Annotated in this window: 17 protein-coding genes; 12 read left to right on the forward strand and 5 right to left on the reverse strand. The window is 65.7% G+C overall.

Annotated features, from left to right (window positions below):
- Positions 1 to 7: 7 nt before the first annotated feature.
- The 12 genes from ACFPFG_RS26325 (at position 8) to ACFPFG_RS26380 (ending at position 12315) form a co-directional block, all read left to right on the forward strand.
- Positions 8 to 676 carry an NADH-quinone oxidoreductase subunit J gene (locus ACFPFG_RS26325; protein WP_012206970.1) on the forward strand — a complete coding sequence of 223 codons (669 nt, stop codon included), beginning with the start codon at positions 8 to 10 and terminating at the stop codon, positions 674 to 676.
- Complete coding sequence (nuoK, locus tag ACFPFG_RS26330; RefSeq protein WP_012206969.1) at positions 673 to 981, forward strand: NADH-quinone oxidoreductase subunit NuoK; 309 nt, start codon at positions 673 to 675, stop codon at positions 979 to 981. The genes ACFPFG_RS26325 and nuoK overlap by 4 nt, the downstream gene beginning before the upstream one ends.
- Before the next feature lie 29 nt (positions 982 to 1010).
- Positions 1011 to 3050, forward strand: coding sequence for an NADH-quinone oxidoreductase subunit L (gene nuoL, locus ACFPFG_RS26335; RefSeq protein WP_013801065.1), 2040 nt, complete (start codon positions 1011 to 1013; stop codon positions 3048 to 3050).
- A gap of 16 nt (positions 3051 to 3066) precedes the next feature.
- Positions 3067 to 4542, forward strand: coding sequence for an NADH-quinone oxidoreductase subunit M (locus tag ACFPFG_RS26340; RefSeq protein WP_197955449.1), 1476 nt, complete (start codon positions 3067 to 3069; stop codon positions 4540 to 4542).
- Positions 4543 to 4566: 24 nt separating this feature from the next.
- Positions 4567 to 6060 (forward strand): NADH-quinone oxidoreductase subunit NuoN, encoded by a 1494-nt coding sequence (gene nuoN, locus ACFPFG_RS26345; protein WP_183019788.1) that lies wholly within the window; start codon positions 4567 to 4569, stop codon positions 6058 to 6060.
- Between the two features lie 55 nt (positions 6061 to 6115).
- Positions 6116 to 6421, forward strand: a complete 306-nt coding sequence (locus ACFPFG_RS26350) for a DUF2818 family protein (protein ID WP_183019787.1) — start codon at positions 6116 to 6118, stop codon at positions 6419 to 6421.
- A 38-nt stretch (positions 6422 to 6459) separates the two neighbouring features.
- On the forward strand, positions 6460 to 6954 hold the full coding sequence (locus ACFPFG_RS26355; protein WP_183019786.1) for a DUF1178 family protein: 495 nt from the start codon (positions 6460 to 6462) through the stop codon (positions 6952 to 6954).
- A gap of 613 nt (positions 6955 to 7567) precedes the next feature.
- Positions 7568 to 8338: an ABC transporter ATP-binding protein gene (locus ACFPFG_RS26360; RefSeq protein ID WP_012206963.1), complete on the forward strand. Its 771-nt coding sequence runs from the start codon at positions 7568 to 7570 to the stop codon at positions 8336 to 8338.
- 1 nt (position 8339) lies between these two features.
- The gene (locus tag ACFPFG_RS26365; protein WP_012206962.1) at positions 8340 to 9050 is read left to right on the forward strand and encodes an ABC transporter ATP-binding protein; all 711 of its coding nucleotides are present in this window, start codon (positions 8340 to 8342) and stop codon (positions 9048 to 9050) included.
- Between the two features lie 100 nt (positions 9051 to 9150).
- Positions 9151 to 10347: an ABC transporter substrate-binding protein gene (locus tag ACFPFG_RS26370; protein ID WP_380108870.1), complete on the forward strand. Its 1197-nt coding sequence runs from the start codon at positions 9151 to 9153 to the stop codon at positions 10345 to 10347.
- 57 nt (positions 10348 to 10404) lie between these two features.
- Entirely contained in the window at positions 10405 to 11289 is an 885-nt protein-coding gene (locus ACFPFG_RS26375) for a branched-chain amino acid ABC transporter permease (RefSeq protein ID WP_012206960.1), read from the forward strand.
- Between the two features lie 27 nt (positions 11290 to 11316).
- A complete protein-coding gene (locus ACFPFG_RS26380; protein WP_012206959.1) occupies positions 11317 to 12315 on the forward strand; it encodes a branched-chain amino acid ABC transporter permease in 999 nt (332 codons plus the stop codon).
- A 72-nt stretch (positions 12316 to 12387) separates the two neighbouring features.
- On the opposite strand, the gene ACFPFG_RS26385 is transcribed toward ACFPFG_RS26380, so the two are convergent.
- The 5 genes from ACFPFG_RS26385 to ACFPFG_RS26405 all read right to left on the reverse strand — a co-directional run bounded on the left by ACFPFG_RS26385 (position 12388) and on the right by ACFPFG_RS26405 (position 17786).
- Positions 12388 to 12717 (reverse strand): type II toxin-antitoxin system RelE/ParE family toxin, encoded by a 330-nt coding sequence (locus ACFPFG_RS26385; protein ID WP_312373005.1) that lies wholly within the window; start codon positions 12715 to 12717, stop codon positions 12388 to 12390.
- On the reverse strand, positions 12714 to 12947 hold the full coding sequence (locus ACFPFG_RS26390) for a type II toxin-antitoxin system ParD family antitoxin (protein ID WP_183019783.1): 234 nt from the start codon (positions 12945 to 12947) through the stop codon (positions 12714 to 12716). The genes ACFPFG_RS26385 and ACFPFG_RS26390 overlap by 4 nt, the downstream gene beginning before the upstream one ends.
- A 71-nt stretch (positions 12948 to 13018) precedes the next feature.
- Positions 13019 to 14131, reverse strand: a complete 1113-nt coding sequence (locus ACFPFG_RS26395) for a lipocalin-like domain-containing protein (RefSeq protein ID WP_380108873.1) — start codon at positions 14129 to 14131, stop codon at positions 13019 to 13021.
- A 3-nt stretch (positions 14132 to 14134) separates the two neighbouring features.
- Positions 14135 to 15202: a PLP-dependent cysteine synthase family protein gene (locus ACFPFG_RS26400; protein ID WP_380108875.1), complete on the reverse strand. Its 1068-nt coding sequence runs from the start codon at positions 15200 to 15202 to the stop codon at positions 14135 to 14137.
- A 16-nt stretch (positions 15203 to 15218) separates the two neighbouring features.
- Positions 15219 to 17786, reverse strand: coding sequence for an FtsX-like permease family protein (locus ACFPFG_RS26405; RefSeq protein ID WP_380108877.1), 2568 nt, complete (start codon positions 17784 to 17786; stop codon positions 15219 to 15221).
- Positions 17787 to 17798 lie beyond the last annotated feature (12 nt).

Here is a 17798-nt window from a genome sequence, read left to right on the forward strand (position 1 = left end):
TCGATCCATGGACGCCAAAACTGGTTTCTTCTATCTGTTCTCGGTCGTGCTGCTTTTTGCAGCCTTCCGGGTCGTCACGGCGCGCAACCCCGTGCATGCCGTGCTCAACCTGATCCTGGCCTTCTCGCAGGCTGCCGGCATCTGGCTCCTGCTCAAGGCCGAGTTCCTGGGCGTGACCCTGGTGCTGGTCTACCTGGGCGCCGTGATGGTGCTGTTCCTGTTCGTGGTGATGATGCTGGACATCCGCATCGACGCCGTGCGCCAGGGGTTCTGGAAGCATTTCCCCTTCGCTGCCCTGATCGGCGCCCTGATTGCCTTTGAAATGGGCATGGTGCTGATGGGCGGCTTCAGCGGCGTCGAGGAGCCCAAGGCCATTGCGGCCACGGTCAACGCTGCCGGCCAGACCGTGCAGTACTCCAACACCCAGGCCCTGGGCAAGCTGCTGTACACCGAATACCTGTACCCCGTCGAGATCGCTGCCGTGATCCTGCTGGTGGCCATGATTGCCGCCATCGCCCTGACCCTGCGCAAGCGCAAGGACAGCAAGGCAGTGAACCCGGCCCAGCAGATCCGCGTGCGCGCAAAGGATCGCCTCGAGCTGGTCAAGGTGCCGGTCACCCAGGCGCCGCAGGCACCGGCCGCCGAGGCAACCCCCGCCGTGGAGACAAAAGCATGACGTTGACTTTGGGCCATTATCTGACGCTGGGCGCCATGCTGTTCGCGCTCTCCGTCGTGGGCATTTTTCTGAACCGCAAGAACCTGATCGTGCTGCTGATGGCCATCGAGCTGATGCTCCTGGCCGTCAACACCAACTTCGTGGCGTTCTCCAGCTATCTGGGTGACATGCACGGCCAGGTGTTCGTGTTCTTCATCCTGACAGTGGCAGCCGCCGAGTCGGCCATCGGTCTGGCGATCCTGGTGCTTCTGTTCCGCAACAAGACCAGCATCAATGCGGAAGATCTCAACTCCCTCAAGGGTTGAGTCCGCCGTAACTTGCAAGGTTCTTAAGAATGAGTCAAACACTCTCTGCATCCATGCTCCTGGCGGTGCCGCTGGCACCGTTGGCGGGCTCCGTGCTCGCGGGCATCTGGGGCACGGCCTTCGGCGGCAACAAGATCGGTCGCGGCGGCAGCCATACCCTCACCATCGCGGGCGTGCTGATCGCCTTCATCCTGTCGGCCATCACGTTCAACAGCGTGATCTTCGACGGCGCGCGCTTCGACCAGTCCATCTACACCTGGATGGAAATCGGCGGCCTGAAGATGGAGGTCGGTTTCCTGATCGACAGCATCACGGCCATGATGATGTGCGTGGTGACCTTCGTGTCGCTGATGGTGCACATCTACACCATCGGCTACATGCAGGAAGATGACGGCTACAACCGTTTCTTCTCCTACATCTCGCTGTTCACCTTCTCCATGTTGATGCTCGTCATGAGCAACAACCTGCTGCAGCTGTTCTTCGGCTGGGAAGCCGTGGGCCTGGTGTCCTACCTGCTGATCGGCTTCTACTACAACAAGCCCACGGCCATCTTCGCCAACATGAAGGCCTTCCTGGTCAACCGTGTGGGTGACTTCGGCTTCATCCTGGGCATCGGCCTGATCGCCGCCTACACCGGCACCATGAACTACGGCGAAATCTTCGCCAAGCTGCCCGAGATCCAGAACACCCTGCTGCCGGGCACCGGCTGGCTGCTGGTGACGGTGACGGCCATCTGCCTGTTCATCGGCGCCATGGGCAAGTCGGCACAGTTCCCGCTGCACGCCTGGCTGCCCGATTCGATGGAAGGCCCGACCCCCATCTCGGCACTGATCCACGCCGCCACCATGGTGACGGCCGGCATCTTCATGGTCTCGCGCATGTCGCCGCTGTACGAGCTGTCGGACACGGCACTGAGCTTCATCCTGGTGATCGGCTCCATCACGGCGCTGTTCATGGGCGTGCTGGGCATCATCCAGAACGACATCAAGCGCGTGATCGCGTACTCCACGCTGTCGCAGCTGGGCTACATGACCGTGGCCCTGGGCGCCTCCGCCTACTCGGTGGCCGTGTTCCACCTGATGACCCACGCCTTCTTCAAGGCCCTGCTGTTCCTTGGCGCCGGCTCGGTGATCATGGGCATGCACCACAACCAGGACATCCGCTGGATGGGCGGCGTGCGCAAGTACATGCCCATCACCTGGATCACCTTCCTGCTGGGCAACCTGGCTCTGATCGGTACGCCGTTCTTCTCGGGCTTCTACTCGAAGGACGCCATCATCGAAGCCGTGCACGCCACGAACCTGCCGGGCGCAGGCTTCGCGAACTTCGCGGTGCTGGCCGGCGTGTTCATCACGGCCTTCTACTCCTTCCGCCTGTACTTCATCGTCTTCCACGGCAAGGAGCGCTACGACCAGAACCCGGACGCGCACCACGATGACCATCATGCCCATGACGACCACCACGGCCATGGCCACGATGCCAAGCCGCACGAGTCGCCCCTGGTCGTGACCGGCCCGCTGATGCTGCTGGCCATCCCCTCGGTGGTGATCGGTGCCATCGCGCTGATGCCCATGCTGTTCGGTGACTTCTTCAAGGGCGTGATCCACGTCGATGGCGCAAAGCACGGCGCCATGGCCGAACTGGCCGAGAAGATCCACGGCTGGGTGCCCATGGCACTGCACGGCTTCACGGCCGCGCCGTTCTGGCTGGCACTGGCAGGCGTCGTCGTCTCCTACCTGTTCTACATGGTCAAGCCCGAAGTCCCTGCGGCCATCAAGTCGGCCATGCAGAAGATCGGTGTCTACCAGGCACTGGAAGGCAAGTACGGCGTGGACTGGGTCTACGAAAACATCTTCGCCCGGGGTGCTCGCGCCTTCGGCAGCTTCTTCTGGAAGGTCGGCGACCAGGCCATCATCGATGGCGCCATCGTCAACGGTTCGTGGAAGCTCATCGGCCGCATCGGCCAGTGGGTGCGCAAGCTGCAGTCGGGCTATCTCTATCACTACGCGTTGGTCATGCTGCTGGGCGTGTTCGCTCTCATGACGTATTTCGTGTGGCTCAACAAGTAGTAGAGGAAGAACAAAAATGCATTGGTTGAGTCTTTCAATCTGGGTGCCGATCGCATTCGGCGCCCTCCTGCTGGCCCTGGGCCGCGAGGACCAGGTCAAGGCGGTGCGCTGGCTGGCCCTGGTCGGCGCCCTGGCCGGCCTGGCGGTCACGCTGCCGCTGATCCAGCAGTTCGACAACAGCACGGCTGCGATGCAGTTCGTGGAGAAGGCGCTGTGGATCGAGCGCTTCAACATCTACTACCACCTGGGCGTGGATGGCATCTCGTTCTGGTTCGTGCCGCTGACGGCCTTCATCACCGTGATCGTGGTGATCGCGTCGTGGGAAAACATCACCGAGCGCGTGAACCAGTACATGGGCGCGTTCCTGATCCTGTCCGGCCTGATGGTCGGCGTGTTCAGCGCGCTGGACGGCCTGCTGTTCTACGTGTTCTTCGAAGCCACGCTGATCCCGATGTACCTGATCATCGGCATCTGGGGCGGCCCCAACCGCATCTACGCGGCCTTCAAGTTCTTCCTGTACACGCTGATGGGTTCGCTGCTGACCCTGGTCGCGCTGATCTATCTGTACACCCAGTCCGGTGGCAGCTTCGAGATCCTCGACTGGCACAAGCTGCCGCTGTCCATGACGGCCCAGACGCTGATCTTCTTCGCCTTCTTCGCGGCCTTCGCCGTGAAGGTGCCGATGTGGCCGGTGCACACCTGGCTGCCCGACGTGCACGTGGAAGCGCCCACCGGCGGTTCCGCCGTGCTGGCCGCCATCATGCTGAAGCTCGGTGCCTACGGTTTCCTGCGCTTTTCCATGCCCATCGCCCCTGATGCATCGCACAAGTGGGCCTGGCTGGTCATCGCGCTGTCGCTGATCGCCGTGATCTACGTGGGCGTGGTCGCGCTGGTGCAAAAGGACATGAAGAAGCTGGTGGCCTACTCTTCCGTGGCCCACATGGGCTTCGTGACCCTGGGCTTCTTCATCTTCAACCCGCTGGGCGTTGCCGGCGGCATCGTGCAGATGATTGCCCACGGCTTCGTGTCGGGCGCCATGTTCCTGTGCATCGGCGTGCTCTACGACCGCGTGCACTCGCGTGAAATCGCCTCCTACGGCGGCGTGGTCAACACCATGCCCAAGTTCGCGGCCTTCGCACTGCTGTTCGCCATGGCCAACTGCGGCCTGCCCGCAACGGCCGGCTTCGTGGGCGAGTGGATGGTGATCCTGGGTGCAGTCCAGTACAACTTCTGGATCGGCCTGGGCGCTGCCACGGCGCTGATCTTCGGCGCCGCCTACACCCTGTGGATGTACAAGCGCGTCTACCTGGGTCCGGTCACCAACGACAATGTGCGCGGCCTGACCGACATCGGCAACCGCGAGTTCCTGGTGCTGGGTCTGCTGGCCATCGCCGTGCTGTACATGGGTCTGTATCCCAAGCCCTTCACTGACGTGATGGATGTGTCCGTGGCCGAGCTGCTCAAGCATGTGGCCATGAGCAAGCTGCAGTGACCAGACTGAAACGAGAGAATCGAGATGATTGACAACATCAGCTGGCTGGCCATCTATCCGGAGATCCTTCTCCTGGTCATGGCCTGCGTGATCGCCCTGGTGGACCTGGGCGTCAAAAGCCCGCGCCGCACGGGCACCTATGTTCTGACGCTGCTGACGCTGGGCGTGGTGGCCGTGCTGCAAGGCATGTACGCCTCCAGCGGCAACACCTTCTATGGCTGGGGCAACATGGTGGTCTCCGACGCCATGGGCAACTGGCTCAAGTGCTTCGCCACCGTGGCCATGATGGTCACCCTGGTCTACGGCCGTCCCTACGCCGCCGACCGCGACATGCTGCGCGGCGGCGAGCTGTTCACGCTGGCCATGCTCGCGCTGCTGGGCATGTTCATCATGATCTCGGGCAACAACTTCCTGGTCATCTACCTGGGCCTGGAGCTGCTGACGCTGTCCAGCTACGCCCTGGTGGCCCTGCGCCGCGACCACACGGCTTCGGTCGAGGCCGCGATGAAGTACTTCGTGCTCGGCGCAATGGCCAGCGGCTTCCTGCTGTACGGCATGTCCATGCTCTACGGCGCGACCGGCTCGCTGGACATCGGCCAGGTCTTCAAGGCCATCAACTCGGGCGAGATCAAGCACCAGGTGCTGGTGTTCGGCCTGGTCTTCGTGGTCTCCGGCCTGGCCTTCAAGCTGGGCGTGGTTCCCTTCCACATGTGGGTTCCCGACGTCTACCAGGGCGCTCCCACGGCCATCACCACCATGATCGGCGGCGCGCCCAAGCTGGCCGCCTTCGCCATCGTCATCCGCCTGCTGGTGGACGGCCTGCTGCCGCTGGCCATCGACTGGCAGCAGATGCTGGCGGTGCTTGCCATCGCCTCGCTGCTGATCGGCAACCTGGCCGGCCTGCAGCAGACCAACCTCAAGCGCATGCTGGCCTACTCGACCATCTCGCAGATGGGCTTCGTGCTGCTGGGCCTGATGTCGGGTGTGGTGGATGGCAAGGTCGATCCGGCCACCATCGAGAACGCCTACAGCTCGGCCATGTTCTACGTGGTGACCTACGTGCTGACCACGCTGGCCGCCTTCGGCGTGATCCAGCTGCTGGCCCGCGAAGGCTTCGAGAGCGAAGAGGTCGCCGACTTTGCCGGCCTCAACCAGCGCAGCCCGCTGTATGCCGGCGTGATGGCGATCTGCCTGTTCTCCATGGCCGGTATCCCCCCCCTGGTGGGCTTCTACGCCAAGCTGTCGGTGCTGCAGGCGCTCGTGGCATCGGGCCACAGCCTGTACATCGCGCTGGCCGTGTTTGCCGTGGTCATGTCGCTGATCGGCGCCTTCTACTACCTGCGCGTCGTCAAGGTCATGTACTTTGACGAACCCATCACCGCCACCAGCGTTTCCGCGTCGCTGGACGTGCGCGTTGTGCTGACCCTCAACGGCGCCCTGGTGCTGGGGCTGGGCCTTCTGCCGGGTGGCCTGATGGCCCTGTGCGCCGACGCCGTCGTGCGCGCCCTGGCTTCCTGATCCACTTTCCCGATGCGGGGCTCTGCACGCAGGGCTCCGCGGTGAGGACATCGGCTTGTCGCAAACCGCTTCGATCTGGCTCGTGATATTGGCTGCCCTTGTGGCAGCCAATTTGCCTTTCTTCAACGCCCGCTGGCTGCAGTTGGGGCCGCTGCGCGCCCAGCGCAAGCCGCTGGCCCTGTGCCTGCTGGAGATGGTGCTGCTGTACTTCATCGTCGGCGGCGTGGCGCTGCTGCTGGAGCGCCGCGTGGGGCAGATCGCGCCCCAGGGCTGGGAGTTCTATGCCGTCACGGGGGCATTGTTCCTGACGCTGGCCTTCCCCGGTTTCGTTTATCGTTTCCTGATTCACCGCCGCGGCTGAGGCTGCGGTGCCGGTTGTCTCATGGGTGGGGGTGCGTGATGAAAGTGCTCGACCTGCATTGCCCGCACGGCCATCTGTTCGAGGGCTGGTTCGCCTCGGAGGATGATTTCCAGGGCCAGCTGCAGCGCAAGCTGGTGCTGTGCCCTGTCTGTGGGCACAGCGACATCACCAAGCGCCTGAGCGCCCCCCGCATCAATCTTGGTGCCAAGCCTGCGGCCTTGCCCCCGGCTGCCGCACCGGCCGCCGAGCCTGCGGCAGCCGCCATGCCTTCACCGTCCATGCCGCCCGAGGCGCGCGAGCAGCTGCAGGCCATGCAGGCCGCCTGGCTGAAATGGTCGCGCCAGGTGGCGCAGCAGACCGAGGACGTGGGCGAGCGCTTCGCCGATGAAGCGCGCCGCATGCACTATGGCGAGACGGACGAGCGTGCCATCCGCGGCAAGGCCAGCCCCGAGCAGGCCATGCAATTGCTGGATGAAGGCATTGCCGTCCTTCCATTGGCCTTGCCGGAAGGCAGCAAGGAAACACTGCAGTAAGCGGCGACTGGCACATGCTGTCTTGGCGACGACAATTGCACTGATTGCAATGCATCGGCAATTTCCAAGCCACGCCTTTGTTTGTTGCTATTTATTAAGTAGCATTCCGGCCAACTTTGTCGCCCGTTAATTGATGAAGCGACAAACTCAAGCATATCTGCGGCTTTTCGCATAGTGACTGAGCAGGCCACAGGGAGATTGCCGACCTGGGTGTTTCCCGTAAGACTGCGGACATTGGCCGCTGCCCTGTAAGTCGCAAAAAGGGTAGTTTGCTATCGCTTTGGAAGCGCTCTGTCCTTCCCTGGGGGCCTCGCCGGGCCGAGATGGTGGAGAACCCTAGGCCCTGCCTGCCGCCGCGGCACCTTACAGCCCCGCGTGTGCTTGATTATTTGAAGTGTGAGTGATTGCTTCCGTTGTCTGTGACAGCCAGGCTCGATGCGCCATGCTGCAGTGCGGGGCAGGGCCTGTGCTTAGGAGCACTTACGTAGGCGTTTTCCCGCTGCGGTGCACAACGTCGGCAAGCCTACGATGCGTCCGACCCTGCACAACGCCCGCCAGAGCCTCTGGCGACGCGTTGGGGGCTGGCAGCATCAACGGAGCAGGCGAAGCGCACATGAGCGACGTTATTCTCGAAACCCGGAACCTGACCAAAGAGTTCAAGGGATTTACGGCGGTGAGCAAGGTGGACCTTTCGGTGCGCCGTGGCTCCATCCATGCCTTGATCGGCCCCAATGGCGCAGGCAAGACCACCTGCTTCAACCTGCTGACCAAGTTCCTGGAGCCCACCTCCGGCACCATCCGTTTCAATGGCGAGGACATCACGCGGGAGGCTCCTGCGCAGATTGCGCGCCGTGGCGTGATCCGGTCCTTCCAGATCTCGGCTGTGTTCCCGCATTGCACGCTGCTGGAGAACGTGCGCATCGGCCTGCAGCGCAAGCTGGGCACGGAGTTCCATTTCTGGCGCAGCGAGAAGAGCCTGTCGCAGCTCGATGACCGCGCCATGCAGTTGCTGGCCGAAGTGGGCCTGCAGGATCTGGCCGACGAGGTCACGGTCAACCTGCCCTATGGCCGCAAGCGCGCGCTGGAGATCGCCACCACGCTGGCCATGGAGCCCGAGCTGATGCTGCTGGACGAACCCACGCAGGGCATGGGCCACGAGGACGTGGACCGCGTGACCCAGCTGATCAAGAAGGTCTCGGCCGGCCGGACGATTCTCATGGTGGAGCACAACATGAAGGTGATCTCCACCATTGCCGACCGCATCACGGTGCTGCAGCGCGGCGCCGTGCTGGCGGAAGGCCCCTATGAAGAGGTTTCACGCAACCCGCAGGTGATGGAAGCGTACATGGGCACGACCGACGGCCAACTGCAGGGAGCGCATTGAGATGACTGCACCGGCATTGGAAATCAAGGGCCTGCAGGCCTGGTACGGCGAATCCCATGTGCTGCACGGCATGGACCTGGTGGTCCAGCCCGGCGAGGTGGTCACGCTGCTGGGGCGCAACGGCGCGGGCCGCACGTCCACGCTGCGCGCCATCATGGGTCTGACGGGCGCGCGCAAGGGCTCCATCCGGATCAATGGCGTGGAAGCCATCCACCTGCCCACGCACCGCATTGCCCACCTGGGCGTGGGCTACTGCCCTGAAGAGCGCGGCATCTTCTCCAGCCTCTCGTGCGAGGAGAACCTGATGCTGCCGCCGCCGCTCAAGACCGGCCAGCCGGGCATGAGCGTGGACGAGATCTACGCCATGTTCCCCAACCTGGCCGAGCGCCGCCACAGCCAGGGCACGCGCCTGTCGGGCGGCGAGCAGCAGATGCTGGCGGTGGCGCGCATCCTGCGCACGGGCGCGCGGCTGCTGCTGCTCGACGAAATCTCGGAAGGCCTGGCCCCGGTCATCGTGCAGGCGCTGGCCCGCATGATCACCATGCTGCGCACCAAGGGCTATACCGTGGTCATGGTGGAGCAGAACTTCCACTTCGCGGCGCCGCTGGCCGACCGCTTCTACGTGGTCGAGCACGGCCATGTGGTCGAGCGTTTCGGCGCGTCCGAGCTGCAGGCCAAGATGCCCGTGCTCAACGAACTGCTCGGAGTCTGACCCGGATATCCATCGTGGCTGGCGCCTGGGGCTCGCCGGCTGCATTCCTGCCATGGCCCTGTGACAAAAAACCCAAGACATCAACGCGAAGGAGACACCAATGAAAGCAAAACTGACCGCACTGTCGTGCATGCTGGCCGCTGCCGGCCTGGCCAGCCCGCTTGCCATGGCACAGGAGAAGGTGAAGATCGGCTTCGTGACCGACATGTCCAGCCTGTATGCGGACGTGGAAGGCAAGAACGCCGTCACCGCCATGCAGATGGCCATCGATGACTTCGGCGGCAAGGTGCTGGGCCAGCCCATCGAGCTGCTGAGCGCCGACCACCAGAACAAGGCCGACATCGCCGCCTCCAAGGTGCGCGAGTGGGTGGACACGCAAGGCATCTCGCTGGTGTTCAGCGGCACCAATTCCGGCACGGCCCTGGCGGTCTCGCAGGTGGCCAATGAGAAAAAGCGCGTGCACTTCAACAGCGGCGCGGGTTCGTCGGCACTGACCAACGAGCAGTGCAATCCCTACACCGTGCACTACGCCTATGACACCGTGGCCCTGGCCAAGGGCACGGGTACGGCCGTGGTCGAGCGCGGCGGCAAGGACTGGTTCTTCCTGACGGCCGACTACGCCTTCGGCCACGCGCTGGAGAACGACACCACGGCCGTCATCAAGGCCAAGGGCGGCAAGGTGGTGGGCGGCGTGAAGCATCCGCTCAATGCCTCGGACTTCTCGTCCTTCCTGCTGCAGGCGCAGGCCTCCAAGGCCCAGATCCTGGGCCTGGCCAATGCCGGCGGTGACACCATCAATTCGATCAAGGCGGCCAAGGAATTCGGCATCAACAAGAGCATGAAGACCGTGGGCCTGCTGGTGTTCCTGACCGACATCCACAGCCTGGGCCTGAAGAACACCGAAGGCATGCAGTTCACCACCAGCTGGTACTGGGACCAGAACGATGCGGCGCGCAAGTTCGGCGAGCGCTTCTTCGCCAAGACCAAGCGCATGCCCACCTCGATCCAGGCTGCCGACTACTCGGCCGTGACCAGCTACCTCAAGGCCGTGCAGGCCGTGAAGTACACCGATGCCGACAAGGTCATGGCCTATCTCAAGAGCACGCCCATCGACGACTTCTACGGCAAGGGCGTGATCCGTCCCGATGGCACCTTCGCCCACGACATGTACCTGGTCGAGGTCAAGAAGCCCGCCGAGTCCAAGAGGCCCTGGGACTACCTGAAGGTCGTGGCCACGCTGCCCGCCGACCAGGTCTGGACCACCAAGGCCGAGACCAAGTGCGCGCTGTGGAAGTAACGCTGCACCGCCACTGACCCCCAACCGCCACCCGGCCAACCACGACAGCTGTATCCCATGGAAATCTTTGGTGTTTCCCTGCCAGGCCTGATGAGCCAGCTCCTTCTGGGGCTGGTCAACGGCTCGTTCTACGCCATCCTCAGCCTGGGGCTGGCGGTGATCTTCGGCCTGCTCAACGTGATCAACTTCGCCCACGGCGCGTTGTTCATGCTGGGCGCCATGGTCACCTGGATGGCCATGAGCTACTTCAACATCAACTACTGGGTGATGCTGGTGCTGTCGCCGTTGCTGGTGGGCCTGCTGGGGGTGCTGATAGAGCGCTTCCTGTTGCGCTGGATCTACAAGCTCGACCACCTCTACGGCCTGCTGCTGACCCTGGGCCTGTCGCTGCTGATCGAGGGCCTGTTCCGCTCGGTCTACGGCGTCTCGGGCCTGGGCTACGACACGCCCGAGCTGCTGGAGGGCGCGACCAACCTGGGCTTCATGATCCTGCCCAACTACCGCGCCTGGGTGGTGCTGGCCTCCATCGTGGTCTGCGTGGCCACCTGGTTCATGATCGAGAAGACGCGCATCGGCGCCTACCTGCGGGCGGGCACCGAGAACCCGCGGCTGGTCGAGGCCTTCGGCGTCAACGTGCCCGTGATGATCACGCTGACCTATGCCTTCGGCGCGGCCCTGGCGGCCTTTGCCGGCGTGCTGGCGGCGCCCGTCTACCAGGTCACGCCGCTGATGGGGCAGAACCTCATCATCGTGGTCTTCGCCGTGGTGGTGATCGGCGGCATGGGCTCTATCATGGGCTCCATCCTCACCGGCCTGGGCCTGGGCGTGATCGAGGGCCTGACCAAGGTCTTCTGGCCCGAGGCGTCGTCCACCGTGGTGTTCTTCATCATGGTCATCGTTTTGCTCATCCGCCCCGCCGGCCTGTTCGGCAAAGAGAAATAACAAGAACGAGGACAAGGGGCCGACCACATGAAATCCAAGACTCTCGTTCAACGCATCGCCCCCTGGGGCTATGGCCTGCTGCTGCTGGGCCTGCTGGCGGCGCCCATGCTGGGCGCCTACCCGGTGTTCGTGATGAAGCTCATGTGCTTCGCACTGTTCGCCTCGGCCTTCAACCTGCTGCTGGGCTACACGGGCCTGCTGTCCTTCGGCCACGCGGCCTTCCTGGGCGGCGCGGCCTATGTGACGGGCTACGCCATCAAGGGCTGGGGCTTCACGCCCGAGCTGGCCATGCTGGCCGGCACGGCCGGGGGCGCGCTGCTGGGGCTGATCTTCGGCTGGCTGGCCATCCGGCGCCAGGGCATTTATTTCTCGATGATCACGCTGGCGCTGGCCCAGATGCTGTTCTTCGTGTGCCTGCAGGCGCCCTTCACGGGCGGCGAGGACGGACTGCAGGGCGTGCCGCGCGGCAAGCTGTTCGGCCTCATCGACCTGACCAGCGACCTGACCATGTACTACGTCACGCTGGTCATCGTGGTCCTGGCCTTCCTGCTGATCGTGCGCACCATCCACTCGCCCTTCGGCCAGGTGCTCAAGGCCATCAAGGAGAACGAGCCGCGTGCAACCTCGCTGGGCTACGACGTGGCGCGCTTCAAGCTGCTGGCCTTCGTGATCTCGGCCGCGCTCACGGGCCTGGCCGGCTCGCTCAAGACCGTGGTGCTGGGCTTTGCCACGCTGTCGGATGTGCACTGGACCACCTCCGGCCATGTGATCCTGATGACGCTGATGGGCGGCCTGGGCACGCTGTCCGGCCCCATCCTGGGCTCGGCCGTGGTGGTCATGCTGGAGAACAAGATCGGCGAGTTCGGCAGCTTCCTGCAGCGCCTCACGGGCGTGGAGTGGTTCTCCACGCTGGGCGAGTCGGTGACCATCGTCACCGGCCTGATCTTCGTGGTCTGCGTGCTGCTGTTCCGCAAGGGCATCATGGGCGAGCTGATCGCCTGGCTGCAGAAAAAGCGTACTCCTTGAGATCCTGAAGACCGCACCGAGCGCAGGGAAGGGCAGGCCACCAGGACCGCATCTGATCCTGTTGGCCTGCCCTTATCCGTTGTCGGGTTCCTGCATCCATGCCGGCAGGTCCCGCTGGCCGTGCAGCACACGCCATACATCGACGTGATGGGCGTGCTCCACATAGAACACCATGTACGGGTAGCGCGTCAGCGGCCAGGCGCGCAGGCCCGGCAGATGGAGTTCATGGGCATAGCGCAGCGAGCCTGTGGCGGGGTGGCGGCCTATGTGTGCGTAGGCCTTCTCCAGCGCGTCGATGAAGCCCAGGGCTGCGTGTGCTGCCTCCTCGTCCAGGTACCAGGCAAGTATCTCTTCGACGTCCCGGTTGGCCTGCTCGTGGGGGACGATGGCCTTGGCCTTCACCTGCTGGCCTTCGCCCGCTCACGCAGTCCATCGAAATAGCCCGCATCCACCACGGCAGCCGGCGCCGAGCCCGCTCCGGCCAGCATCAGGTTGCGCAGTTGCAGGCGCTCCTGATCCCTGCGGATCAGCTCGCGGACATACTCGCTGCTTGTGCCGTAGCCACGCTGGCGAACCTGCTCATCCACAAAGGACTTGAGGGTGTCAGGCAGGGAAATGTTCATGGTGCTCATGTCGCAAGTGTGGGTTCCTTGGCAAAATTTGGCAAGATTCCCATTCCGCCAAAGCGATCACGAGCAGGTTCTCATAGCTGCAGCGGCCGGGCGTAGCCCGTCATCTCCAGATATCCCTGACCGGCTCGTGCCTCCTGGCCCGGGCCGGTCGGCCTTTGCAGGCTGCACAGGCCTTCCCAGTAGATGGCGCCGGTGGAGGCGCTGCTGTCCAGCTCCTGGTCATCGACCAGGGCGGTCACCGAAAAACGGCCTGCCGGTGTGTCCACCTGCCATTGCACGGGGTAGCGCGCTCCGCTGGCAGGGCTGCTCCAGTGGCGCAGCGGCGTGAACTGCACTGCATCGTGGGTGAAGACCTGCAGCGTGCCATCCACACCGCGCAGCGAGCCACCGGCCCACAATGCGCTGCCATCCGCCCGTCGCACGCGAAAGGCCGTGAGCGCGCCGCCGTCGAACAGGTTCATGCCTATCCAGTCCCAGCCCACGGCCTCGGGGTGCATCAGGGCCTGGCTCCATTCATGGTCCAGCCAGGCGCGGTTGTCACCGGGTTCGCGCGCGGCCTCGATCTCCATGCGCTGGCCTGCCAGCTCCAGCATGCCGCTCACCTGCAGTTGCGGGCGGCTGTAGTAGTAGCTGGCCTGCTCGGGCTCCGGCCCCTTGCGCGAGAGGCCGGCGCGGCCCTGCAGCAGCGGGTGCTCGCGGGTCTCGAAGCGCAGGTCCAGTGCGAATGCGGTGCTGCGTATGCGGGTGGTGTAGCGTTCGGCAGGGCCTTCATCGGTGCGCTGCAGCGACCAGTCCTGCAGCCGCACGCCGGCATCGGTCTCGCTGGCCTGGGCAATGCCGAAGCCTGCGCGCGCGATGCGCTGGTCGTGGTGCAGGCGGGCGCCCTGCACATCGCACAGCGCCGCATGGGCAAACAGCAACTGGCGCGCCGCAAAGGCGGAGCGCAGCTCCTGTGTGGCCGGCACGCGCGATCGGAAGAAGGTGATCTGGAAACCCCAGGCCCGCCCCGCCGCGCGTGCCTGGCCGGTGATGTACCACCACTCGGTGCGCAGCCCGGGGTGGCTGCCATGGTCGCGCGGGAAGACCAGCGTGCGCTGCGGCAGTGCCTGGGCGGGCAGGCCCGCGGCCCCCAGGCCCAGGCCGGCAGCCAGTCCCAGCAGATGGCGGCGGGGCAGGGGCATCATGGATCAGCTTTGCAACTGCGCGATGCGCGCCTGGGCCGGCCCGCAGTCGCCGATGCGCTGCATCACCCAGTCCGCATCATGGTAGGTGGGCAGGTAGCGTTCGCCCGCATCGCACAGCAGCGAGAGGATGGAGCCCTGCTCGCCGCGCTGGCGCATCTCGCTGGCCAGCCTGAGCATGGCCACGTAGTTGGTGCCCGTGGACGGCCCCACGCGTCGGCCCAGCAGTGCGGACAGGCTGCGCATGGCGGCCAGGGAATCGCAGTCCGCCACCTCCTCCATGCGGTCCACCAAGGTGCGCACAAAGCTGGGCTCCACGCGCGGGCGGCCTATGCCTTCGATGCGCGAGCCCGGCGCGGTGAGGGCGGCATCGCCCGTGCGGTGGTAGGCGGCGAACACCGAGCCCTCGGGATCGGCCACGCAGATGCCCGTGGCATGGCGCTGGAAACGCACGTAGCGGCCAATGGTGGCACTGGTGCCGCCCGTGCCCGCGCCCACCACGATCCAGCGCGGCACGGCATGGCGCTCGCGCCGCATCTGGGTGAACATGCTCTCCGCGATGTTGTTGTTGCCGCGCCAGTCGGTGGCGCGCTCGGCATAGGTGAACTGGTCCATGTAGTGGCCGTCGGTCTGCGCGGCCACGGCGCGTGCCTCGTCGTAGACCTGGCCTGCGCTGTCCACCAGATGGCAGCGGCCGCCGTAGAACTCGATCAGCGCAATCTTCTCGGCCGAGGTGCTGCGCGGCATCACGGCCACGAAAGGCAGGCCCAGCAGGCGCGCGAAATACGCCTCGCTCACGGCCGTGGAGCCGCTCGATGCCTCGACGATGGTCGAGCCCTCGTGCACCCAGCCATTGCACAGCGCATAGAGAAACAGCGAGCGCGCCAGCCGGTGCTTGAGGCTGCCCGTGGGGTGGGTGGATTCGTCCTTGAGGTAGAGGTCGATCCCCAGGCCGGCAAAGCCGGGCAGGGGCAACGGGATCAGGTGCGTGTCGGCACTGCGCTGGTAATCGGCCTCGATGCGGTTGATGGCCTCATGCAGCCAGGAAGAGGTGGTGTGCGGCATGGCGGCCATTGTCGCAGGCTGCCTCTTACCAATCCTCCTTGACGGCCAGCACTGCCTCGCGCCCTGCAGCCGCACGCCCGGCCAGCCAGGCCGTCAGCGTGCCTGCCGCGATCACGCTGGCAGCCAGCGCAAAAAGGCGGGGCCACGGCAGGGACAACTCCATGGTCCAGTGAAAGCTTTGCGGATTCACCACATGCACCAGGATCACGGCCACGCCCAGGCCCAGCAGGCTGCCGGCGATGGCGCCCGCCGTGGTCCAGGCCATGCCTTCGCCGGCCACCACGGCCAGGATGTCGCGCCGCGTCAGGCCCAGGTGGGCGAGCAGGCCGAATTCCTTGCGCCGCGCCAGAACCTGGGCGCTGAAGCTGGCTGCAATGCCGAACAGGCCGATGCCGATGGCCACGGCCTGCAGCCAGTAGGTCACGGCAAAGCTGCGGTCGAAGATGCGCATGGAGCGCTCGCGCAGCGCGCCGCTGCTGGCGAACTCCAGTGCCTGGGCGCCACCGGGCCCGTCCATCAGGGACTGGATGCGCGCCTGCAGTTGCTGCGCCGTGGCGGCGTCATCAACCACCGGCCAGATGGCGATTTCGGTGGGGCCCGCGGTGGTGGCTCTGTCATGTGCAAGCTGGTGGTAGTCATCCCAGTCCATGGCGATGGCGCCGAACTGGCGAACGTAGTCACGCCAGATGCCGGCCACAAACACGCGGGAATCTCCCGACGGCAGGGCCTGGGCCAGCAGCGGCCACTCCTGGCCCGGCCGCACGCCATAGAGTTGGGCCACCGCTTCACTGACATAGACGGGCGTGCTGCCAGCGGGCGCTTGCACGGGGCCTTGTATCCACGGCAGCTGCTGGCCCTGGGGGCCATGCAGCGGTCGCAGCAGCAGGCTGACGGCGGGGCGGTCCGGACTGAGCCACAGGCTGGTGCTGCGCATGGGCTGGGCGCGCTGCACGCCAGGCAGGGCGGCAATGCGTGTGGCCAGGTCGGCAGGCAACCGGGCGGCATCGGCGCGGCCTGCGCTGCCGGCCGTGCGCAGGTACAGCGGGGCGGGCAGCACGGCGTCCAGCCAGGCGATCATGCTGTCCCTGAAGCTGGCCACCATCACGGTCAGCGCCACGGCCAGGCTCAGGCTGGCCACCACGCCGCCCACGGCCACGGTGGTGCTGCGGCGCATGCGCCGCGCGCGCTCCACGGGCAGCAGGGCCAGCGGCTGGCGCAGCAGCGATTGCGGCACCAGGCGCAGCAACTGGCCCAGCAACCAGGGCAGGGCTGCCATGCCGCCCAGCAGCAGCAGGGCCACGGCGGCATAGGCGGCGAGGGGGATGCCGGCCACGGGGGGAACAAAGGCCAGCGCCACGCTGGCTGCCATCAGCAGCAGGGCCGGCAGGCCGCGCGCTGCGCGCTCAGAGCCGGCGCCCTGGCCCTTGAGCGTGGCGGCGGGGGGCAACTCCATGGCTTGGCGCGCCGGCCACCAGCCGCCAGCCACCGTGGCGGCCACGCCCAGCAGGCCAAAGGTCAGCGCGGCGCTGGCGCTCCACTGCAGCGCGGGCTGCACGCCGGCAAAGTAGCCGCCACCCAGGTCGCCGCCCAGCAGGTGCAGGGCCAGCCAGGCCAGGCCCGCGCCCAGGGCGATGCCGGCCGCGCTGCCCATAATACCCAGCAGCAGCGATTCCAGCAGCACCAGGCCCAGGCGCTGGCGCGGCGTCAGTCCCAGCACGGCCAGCAGGGCGAATTGCGGCGCGCGCTGGGCCACGCTGAGCGCCAGCACCGAGAACACCAGGAAGGCCCCCGTGAACAGCGCCACCAGGGCCAGCACCGTGAGGTTGACGCGGTAGGCGCGCGACATCTCGGCAATTCGCTGCTGGTCGTCGCCGGGGCGGCTGGCCAGGGCCTGGGCGGGCCAGTCGGGCAGGCGGCGCAGCTCGGCCAGCAGGGACTCGCGCGTGGCGCCTTCGGCCAGCAGCACATCGATGCGGTCCACCTGGCCCCAGCGCTGCAGGCTGTCCTGCAGCGCGCCTATGTCCATCACGGCCAGCGGCGGGCCGGATGCGGCCACCGTGCCCGCGATGCGCAGGGTCTGCGCGCGCCCGCCCAGTTGCCATGGCAGGGGCGTGTGCCGCGCCTGCTCCGGCGTCAGGCCCAGGGCTTCGAGTGCCGTTGCATTGAGGAAGACCGCATCGGGCGCGAACAGGTCCAGCCGCCCGCCGCCATCGAACAGCCGAGGCATGAGCGCAGGCGCCACGGGCGCCAGCCGCAGCGCATCGCCGCCCAGCACGTGCAACTGCACCGGCGTGGCGGTACCGGCCAGTGCCGTGGCTTCGATCCAGGGTGCGGCCAAGCTGACCTGGGGCTGCTGGGCAACACGCCCATACAGCGCTTCGGGCAGGCCGCCCTGCATGGCCCGCAGCTCCAGGTCCGGCTGGCCGCTGACCGTGCGCACGGCGCGCGAGAACTCATCCAGCGCGGACTGGTTGATCACATGCACGGCAAAGCCCAGGGCCACGCCCAGCATGATGGCCACCAAGGCGGTGGCCGTGCGCCAGGGGTGCTGGCGCAGCTCCTGCCAGGAAAAGGTGCGAAGCAGGGCGAACATGGGCGGAAGATC

It is taken from the genome of Delftia deserti, from assembly GCF_042653485.1.
In the GTDB taxonomy this organism is placed as follows: domain Bacteria; phylum Pseudomonadota; class Gammaproteobacteria; order Burkholderiales; family Burkholderiaceae_C; genus Comamonas; species Comamonas acidovorans.

What these genes read in the sequence shown, in the direction of transcription:
- ACFPFG_RS26375 (WP_012206960.1), top strand. Translation starts at nt 10,405, where the DNA reads ATGGAAATCTTTGGTGTTTCCCTGCCAGGCCTGATGAGCCAGCTCCTT.
- ACFPFG_RS26365 (WP_012206962.1), top strand. Translation starts at nt 8,340, where the DNA reads ATGACTGCACCGGCATTGGAAATCAAGGGCCTGCAGGCCTGGTACGGC.
- ACFPFG_RS26400 (WP_380108875.1), bottom strand. Translation starts at nt 15,202, where the DNA reads ATGGCCGCCATGCCGCACACCACCTCTTCCTGGCTGCATGAGGCCATC.
- ACFPFG_RS26355 (WP_183019786.1), top strand. Translation starts at nt 6,460, where the DNA reads ATGAAAGTGCTCGACCTGCATTGCCCGCACGGCCATCTGTTCGAGGGC.
- ACFPFG_RS26395 (WP_380108873.1), bottom strand. Translation starts at nt 14,131, where the DNA reads ATGATGCCCCTGCCCCGCCGCCATCTGCTGGGACTGGCTGCCGGCCTG.
- nuoL (WP_013801065.1), top strand. Translation starts at nt 1,011, where the DNA reads ATGAGTCAAACACTCTCTGCATCCATGCTCCTGGCGGTGCCGCTGGCA.
- ACFPFG_RS26340 (WP_197955449.1), top strand. Translation starts at nt 3,067, where the DNA reads ATGCATTGGTTGAGTCTTTCAATCTGGGTGCCGATCGCATTCGGCGCC.
- ACFPFG_RS26325 (WP_012206970.1), top strand. Translation starts at nt 8, where the DNA reads ATGGACGCCAAAACTGGTTTCTTCTATCTGTTCTCGGTCGTGCTGCTT.
- nuoN (WP_183019788.1), top strand. Translation starts at nt 4,567, where the DNA reads ATGATTGACAACATCAGCTGGCTGGCCATCTATCCGGAGATCCTTCTC.
- ACFPFG_RS26370 (WP_380108870.1), top strand. Translation starts at nt 9,151, where the DNA reads ATGAAAGCAAAACTGACCGCACTGTCGTGCATGCTGGCCGCTGCCGGC.
- ACFPFG_RS26380 (WP_012206959.1), top strand. Translation starts at nt 11,317, where the DNA reads ATGAAATCCAAGACTCTCGTTCAACGCATCGCCCCCTGGGGCTATGGC.
- ACFPFG_RS26390 (WP_183019783.1), bottom strand. Translation starts at nt 12,947, where the DNA reads ATGAGCACCATGAACATTTCCCTGCCTGACACCCTCAAGTCCTTTGTG.
- nuoK (WP_012206969.1), top strand. Translation starts at nt 673, where the DNA reads ATGACGTTGACTTTGGGCCATTATCTGACGCTGGGCGCCATGCTGTTC.
- ACFPFG_RS26360 (WP_012206963.1), top strand. Translation starts at nt 7,568, where the DNA reads ATGAGCGACGTTATTCTCGAAACCCGGAACCTGACCAAAGAGTTCAAG.
- ACFPFG_RS26405 (WP_380108877.1), bottom strand. Translation starts at nt 17,786, where the DNA reads ATGTTCGCCCTGCTTCGCACCTTTTCCTGGCAGGAGCTGCGCCAGCAC.